A 6823-nucleotide genomic window follows, 5' to 3' on the forward strand; every position below is an offset into this window, starting at 1 on the left:
TGTTCAGCGTGCCACAGGAGACCCGGCCGCGACCGGGTCGCACCGGGCGCGCGGGGAGCGCGGACGGGCGCACGGGGGGAGGCCGGTGGGCCGGTGGCGGGCCCCTTCCTGCCGTTGCGGATCGGGCACGAGGGGCGCACCCTGTCGTTCGTGAGGTCGATCTCCACCTCGTTCCCCAGCGGGCCGGGCGTGTCCGGCGCCATGAGTCCGGGGCGGACAGGTGTGCGAGACGGCATCGCGTGCCACACTGCTCGCGTACTTCGGCGCGTAGGGGAGGCGTGGCGTGAGTGAGCGGCGGGCTGCGCCCACCGTCGGCCAGGTGGTGCTCGGAAGGCGGCTCCAGGAGCTGCGCGAGGTGGCCGGCCTGAGCCGTGACGAGGCGGCACGGGTGCTGCGGGTGGCGCCCGCGACCGTACGGCGGATGGAGATGGCCGAGGTCTCCCTCAAGATCCCGTACGTGCAGGTGCTCCTGACGACGTACGGCGTGCCGGAGGAGGAGGCCGCCGCGTTCGTGCGGCTGGCCGAGGAGGCCAACCGGCCTGGCTGGTGGCAGCGGTTCCACGACGTGCTCCCGGACTGGTTCAGCATGTACGTGAGCCTGGAGGGCGCCGCCCGGCTGATCCGCTCGTACGAGCCGCACTTCGTGCCGGGGCTGCTCCAGACCGAGGCGTACGCGCGGGCGGTGCTGGAGGCGGGGACGGTCGGGCAGCGCGACCCGGAGCTGATCGAGCGCCATGTGTCGCTGCGGATGGCCCGGCAGCGGCTGCTGGAGCGCGAGGAGCCGCCCCATCTGTGGGTGATCATGGACGAGACGGCGCTGCTCCGCCCGGTGAGCACGGACCCCTCGGTGATGCGCGGTCAGCTCGACCACCTCCTGGAGTTCGCGGAGCGGGACCGGATCACCCTCCAGGTGGCCGAGTTCGCGAACGGGCCGCATCCGGGGACGTACGCGCCGTTCACGCTGTTCCGGTTCGCCGAGCCGGAGCTTCCGGACATGGTGTTCACCGAGTATCTGACCGGCGCCCTCTATCTGGACTCCCGCAAGGAGGTCGCCACCCACCTGGAGGTCCTGGACCACATGACCGCGCAGGCGGCGTCGGCCCAGCGGACCAAGAAGCTGCTGCGGGAGTTCCGCGAGAACTGCTGACGGCGAGCTGCCGCGGGGCGCTCCGACCCGTACGGGTGGCGTGAACGGGTGCGTACGTGCGGCCGCCCCTAGGTTCGAAGCCACGGTGGTGCGGTGGCGGACCACCGACGGCGCACGGGAGGTGCGATGCCCGCGGACGCGGTGTTCCACCAGGCGGCGGCGCTCTGTCTGACCCGACCGGACGAGGATCTGGTGGCCCGGCTGCCGCTGCTGCGGGAAGCGGCGCCGCAGTTGCGGGAGTTCACCGACCACGCGGCGGTGACACCGCTCGGCGAACTGGCCGCGCACTACGAACGGGTCTTCGGCGGCGGCGACCGGCACCGGCTGTGTCTGGCGTGGGGACGGGAGGGGGACGGCGCCGCGCTCGGGCGGTTCAGGGAGCTGTACCGGGCGCACGGGCTGGAGCTGGGCGAGCGGGAGCGGCCCGATCTGCTGCCCGCCGTCCTGGAGTTCACCGCCCGCACCGGCGACCCGGCCCCCCTCGCCGAGCACCACGAGGCCCTGAACCGCCTCCGCGCCCACCTGACCGATCTGGACACCCCGTACGCCTGCGTCCTGACGGCGATCTGTGCGACCCTGCCGCCCCGCGGCGAGCGGGACCACCCCTGAACGTCCCGCACGAGGCCCGGCATTCGCCCATGCCCCGGAACCGCCGGTCGGCCGGTCGGCCGGTGCCGCCGCCCCGCTCCCGTGAGCGTCTCCCACCCCCGCGCCGCGCCGGAGGGTCCGCCCGCGCAGGACGGCCCCCGTCAGCCCGGTGGGTGCCCGGCCCGAGCCCGGACCGTCCGGCGCGGGCGGCCGGCAGGCGTCACGCGGCGCCGCCCCTGGTGTCCCTGTCGTCGTCGACGATCTCCGCGTCCACCACGCCCTCGTCGTCCGACGGACCGTGTTCCTCCGTGGGCGTGGTGGACTGCTGCGCCTGGGCGTACATGGCCTGGCCCATCCGCTGGCTGACCGTGGCGAGCTTCTCGATGCCGGCGCGCAGGGCGGCGGTGTCCGGCTCGCCGTCCAGCAGGGTCTTCAGCTCGGCGACGGCCGCCTCCACCTCGGCCCTGGTGTCGGAGGGCACCCGCTGCTCGTTGTCCCGGACGAACTTCTCGGTCTGGTAGACGAGTTGCTCGGCCTGGTTGCGGGTCTCGGCGGCCTCGCGGCGTCTGCGGTCCTCCTCCGCGTACTGCTCGGCGTCCCGCATCATGCGGTCGATGTCGTCCTTGGGCAGCGCCGAACCGCCGGTCACCGTCATCTTCTGCTCGCGCCCGGTGGCGAGGTCCTTGGCGGAGACGTGCATGATCCCGTTGGCGTCGATGTCGAACGCCACCTCGATCTGCGGCACCCCGCGCGGGGCGGGCGGCAACCCGGTCAGGTCGAAGACGCCGAGCTTCTTGTTGTACGCGGCGATCTCCCGCTCGCCCTGGTAGACCTGGATGCCCACCGAGGGCTGGTTGTCCGCCGCGGTGGTGAAGATCTCCGAACGGCGGGTGGGGATCGTGGTGTTGCGCTCGATCAGCCTCGTCATGATGCCGCCCTTGGTCTCGATGCCCAGGGACAGCGGGGTGACGTCGAGCAGCAGCACGTCCTTCACGTCGCCGCGGATGACACCCGCCTGGAGGGCGGCGCCGACGGCCACCACCTCGTCGGGGTTGACGCCCTTGTGCGGGTCCTTGCCGGTGAGGTCCTTCACCAGCTCGGTCACCGCGGGCATCCGGGTCGAGCCGCCGACGAGGATCACGTGGTCGATCACGGAGAGCTTCACCCCGGCGTCCTTGACGGCCTGGTGGAAGGGGGCCCGGCAGCGCTCCAGCAGATCGGCCGTCAGCTCCTGGAACTGCGCCCGGGTCAGCTTCTCCTCCAGGTGCAGCGGGCCCTCCGCGGAGGCGGTGATGTACGGCAGGTTGATCGAGGTCTCGGTGGACGAGGACAGCTCGATCTTGGCCTTCTCCGCGGCCTCCCGCAGCCGCTGCACGGCCATCTTGTCGCCCGCGAGGTCGATGCCGTGCTGCGCCTTGAACCGCTTCGCCAGGTGCTCGACGACCCGCTGGTCCCAGTCGTCGCCGCCGAGCCGGGTGTCGCCGTTGGTGGCCTTCACCTCGATGACGCCGTCGCCGATCTCCAGCAGGGACACGTCGAAGGTGCCGCCGCCGAGGTCGAAGACCAGCACGGTCTGCTCGTCGCCGCGGTCGAGGCCGTAGGCGAGCGCGGCGGCGGTCGGCTCGTTGATGATCCGCAGCACCTTCAGACCGGCGATCTCCCCGGCCTCCTTGGTGGCCTGCCGCTGGGAGTCGTCGAAGTACGCGGGCACGGTGACCACGGCGTCCGTGACGTCCTCGCCGAGGTACGCCTCCGCGTCCCGCTTCAGCTTCTGCAGCACACGCGCCGACAGCTCCTGCGCCCGGTAGCGGGTGCCGTCGACCGATCCGCTCTCCGGGAAGCGCCACTCCGCGCTGCCCATGTGCCGCTTCACCGAGCGGGCGGTGCGGTCCACGTTCGTCACGGCCTGCCGTTTGGCGACCTCGCCGACGAGGACGTCGCCGTTCTTCGCGAAGGCCACCACGGACGGGGTGGTCCGTGCCCCCTCGGCGTTGGCGACCACGGTGGGCTCGCCGCCCTCCAGGACGGCCACCACCGAGTTCGTCGTCCCGAGATCGATTCCGACCGCACGTGCCATGTCCGTCCCCTTCCGCGCCGGTATCTCCCCGCTTTCCAGCACAAAACGCGAGGGGGCGGTTGTCAATGGCACCCGGCGCGGAAACGGCGGTGCCGCGCCCCCGGGAGGGACGCGGCACCGGGGCGTGCGGGGTCAGGCGAGCTTCGCCGACAGGGTGATCGTCGTGCCGGTCAGGGCCTGGCTGACCGGGCAGTTCTTCTTGGCGTCCTCCGCGGCGGCGGCGAAGCCGTCGGCGTCGAGGCCCGGGACCGTGCCCTCGACGGTCAGGTGGATGCCGGTGATGCCCTCGCCCGGCTGGAAGGTGACGTCCGCCGAGGTGAGGAGCTTGGTGGGCGGGGTGCCCGCGCCGGCCAGGGCGTGCGACAGGGCCATGGAGAAGCAGCTGGAGTGGGCGGCGGCGATCAGCTCCTCCGGGCTGGTCTTCCCGTTCGCGTCCTGGGCGCGCGAAGCCCACGTGACCGGCTGCTCGCCGATGCCGGAGGAGTCGAAGGTGACGACACCGTTGCCCTCCAGCAGATTGCCTTCCCAGGCCGTGTGTGCGGTGCGCGTGGTAGCCACGGTTCTTCCTTTCGCATGCGATCCCGGTTCCGGGTTCCGTGCCCCCCATCCGATCACATCCGGGCTCGTCGCACCCCGAAGACCGGGCCACGCGCGGTGAACGGCGGACGACGGCCGCGCGGGAGCGGACAGTGGGCCCCGGTGCGGGGGTACGGCTCCCGGGGCGCGGCCGGTTCTCAGGCGGCCCGGGTCTCCTCCTCCGCGGCCCCGGCGAGCGGCACCTGCGGTCCGTTCGACTCGCGCAGCCAGCGCCGCAGCACACCGTGCACCTGCTCGGCGCCGACGAGGTCCGCGCGGTCGGCGACCGGCTGGGACAGGTCGGCGGGCCACAGCAGGAAGGGGCGGCCCTGGGCGCCGCCGAGGCCGCCGTGCGAGCCGATCTGCTCCTCGAACGCGAGGACTTCGCCGTCGGCCGGGTCGTACCAGGAGTTGACCATGATGTCGGCGGTGTGCGGGAAGCCGTGGGTGCGGCGGACGGCGTCGGCGGCGCCGGGGCCGAACACGGCGAGCGGGCCTGGCTGTTCGTCGAGCCGGTCGAGGGGGATCTCCGCGCCGTACGCGCCGAGGACCACCCCGCCGTGCCGTTCGCTGCGCACCAGCAGGAAGCCGACGCCGGGGTGGTTGGCGAGGGTGGTCAGCAGCGCTGGGTGGCGGGCGTCGATCTCCTCCTTGGTCATGCGGTGCGGCACGTCGGGGAAGGAGACGAGGCCGAGGTTGCCGGAGGCCAGCACGATGGGCTCCGCGTGGCGGCCGGCGATGCCGTGGTGCCCGGCGCGTTCCTCGACGGGCCGGCGCAGCGCGGCGCGGACGGCGGCGCGGGCCTCGGTACCGCTGTGGGTGCGCTCGGCCCTGCGCGGCACGGGCAGTCCGCAGCCGGCGCGGACGAGCTGGCCGAGGGTGAGGCCGTAGCGGGCGCGGAAGGTCTCGCCGGGGCTCTGGCCGTGGTCGGACAGGACCACGATCCGGTAGGGGCGGGGGGCGTGTTCGGCGACCTTCTCGATCAGGGCGAGGGAGCGGTCGAGGCGCTGGAGGACCTTCGCGGCGTCCCGGCCGCGCGGCCCGGAGTGGTGGGCGACCTCGTCGTAGGCGACGAGGTCGGCGTAGACGGCGGTGCGTCCGGCGAGCAGGTCGCCCATGACCGCGGCGACGACGACGTCCCGTTCGACGACGGTGGCGAAGGCCCGGACGAACGGGTAGAGGCCGCCGCGTCCGACGCGCGGGCGTTCCCTGCGGACCAGGGCGCGGGTGGACTGGCCGATCTCGCGTCCTGCCTCGGCGACGAAGGACAGGGCGGTGCGCACGGCGTTGGCGGGGTCGGAGAAGTAGGCGAAGTAGCCGGCGCGGGAGCGGTTCTCGCGGGAGCGGCGGCGGGCGGCTATGGACAGGACGAGGGCCTGTTCGTCGGCGCCGCCGCCGAAGAGGTTGCCGCGGCTCGCGCCGTCCACGGTGAGCAGTCCGCCGTCGCCGGTGCGGGCGACGGCCCGGCGCTGGAGTTCGGCGGCGCTGGTGGGACGGTTGCAGACCATCACCTCGCGCTGGTCCTTCTCGTACCAGCGGAAGGCGGGCACGTCGAAGGTGCTGCCGTGCAGGATGCCGAGCTGGCTGGCGCCGGTCTGGCTGGACCAGTCGGTGCGCCAGGGGGTGAGGCGGTGGGTGGGGCAGCCCGCGTCGCCGGGGGCGAGCCAGCGGGCGACGGTGGGCATCAGGCCCTTGGCGACGGCGTCGACGAGGACGTCGTGGCCGACGCCGTCGAGCTGGAGCACGACGGTGCCGGGGGCGTCGGGGCACGGCGGGCGGGATCTGCGGCGGCGGTCGGCGAGCCGGGAGAGCCGGCGCCGGTAGGCGTCGTCGTCGCGCACGGCGAGGGCGGCGCCGGTGGCGGAGGCGACGGCGGACATCACCGCGGCGACGATGACGGCGGTCTCGGGGGCGACCTCGCCCCGGCCGGTGGGGTTGATGCGCAGCGCGACCAGCAGCAGGGAGCCGTTGAGGAAGAAGACGAGCAGACCGAGGACGAGGGCGGGCACGAGCAGCAGCAGCCGGACCAGCAGGGGCCACACGAGGGCGGACAGCAGGCCGAAGGCGCCGGCGCCGAGGGCCGCGGTGGCGGCGATGCGGGTGGCGCTGTCACCGTCGGCGGACTGGAGCTGGAAGTCGGGCAGGAGGCCGGCCAGCACGAGCATGGTCACGGTGGAGACCGCCCACACGGTGACACTCCGCCCAACCTGGCTCAGTACGCGCCGCCACCACCCACCGGCCACCGACCGCCCACCTCACATCCCGCCCCGAGCCCGACAGAGAACTGCCCCCACCTTGTCACAGCCTCGGAAACAGCGACCGGACCAGTTCTCCGGGCGGGGCTAGGGCGTGTTTCGAAAGTAGCGCCGTCCGCCCGGAGGGCGGGGCCCGCGGCGTCTGGTGCGTGCAATCGCAAGGCGGAGGATCGCCCTCGT

5 protein-coding genes are annotated in these 6823 nt (G+C 73.4%); 2 read left to right on the forward strand and 3 right to left on the reverse strand.

Annotation, left to right across the window (positions count from 1 at the left end):
- Window positions 1–283 precede the first annotated feature (283 nt).
- Together AB0F77_RS03285 and AB0F77_RS03290 are read left to right on the forward strand one after the other, a co-directional pair.
- Window positions 284–1147, forward strand: a complete 864-nt coding sequence (locus tag AB0F77_RS03285) for a helix-turn-helix transcriptional regulator (RefSeq protein WP_361940532.1) — start codon at window positions 284–286, stop codon at window positions 1145–1147.
- Window positions 1148–1273: 126 nt separating this feature from the next.
- Window positions 1274–1756, forward strand: a complete 483-nt coding sequence (locus tag AB0F77_RS03290) for a molecular chaperone TorD family protein (RefSeq protein ID WP_361940535.1) — start codon at window positions 1274–1276, stop codon at window positions 1754–1756.
- A gap of 199 nt (window positions 1757–1955) precedes the next feature.
- On the opposite strand, the gene dnaK is transcribed toward AB0F77_RS03290, so the two are convergent.
- The 3 genes from dnaK to AB0F77_RS03305 all read right to left on the reverse strand — a co-directional run bounded on the left by dnaK (window position 1956) and on the right by AB0F77_RS03305 (window position 6631).
- On the reverse strand, window positions 1956–3812 hold the full coding sequence (gene dnaK / locus AB0F77_RS03295) for a molecular chaperone DnaK (protein ID WP_361940538.1): 1857 nt from the start codon (window positions 3810–3812) through the stop codon (window positions 1956–1958).
- A 132-nt stretch (window positions 3813–3944) separates the two neighbouring features.
- The gene (locus AB0F77_RS03300; RefSeq protein WP_361940541.1) at window positions 3945–4370 is read right to left on the reverse strand and encodes an OsmC family protein; all 426 of its coding nucleotides are present in this window, start codon (window positions 4368–4370) and stop codon (window positions 3945–3947) included.
- Window positions 4371–4546: 176 nt separating this feature from the next.
- Window positions 4547–6631, reverse strand: coding sequence for a phage holin family protein (locus AB0F77_RS03305; RefSeq protein WP_361940544.1), 2085 nt, complete (start codon window positions 6629–6631; stop codon window positions 4547–4549).
- Window positions 6632–6823 lie beyond the last annotated feature (192 nt).

Origin of the sequence: Streptomyces sp. NPDC026672 (assembly GCF_040638185.1) — a bacterium.
Lineage (GTDB): Bacteria > Actinomycetota > Actinomycetes > Streptomycetales > Streptomycetaceae > Streptomyces.

What these genes read in the sequence shown, in the direction of transcription:
- AB0F77_RS03290 (WP_361940535.1), top strand. Translation starts at nt 1,274, where the DNA reads ATGCCCGCGGACGCGGTGTTCCACCAGGCGGCGGCGCTCTGTCTGACC.
- dnaK (WP_361940538.1), bottom strand. Translation starts at nt 3,812, where the DNA reads ATGGCACGTGCGGTCGGAATCGATCTCGGGACGACGAACTCGGTGGTG.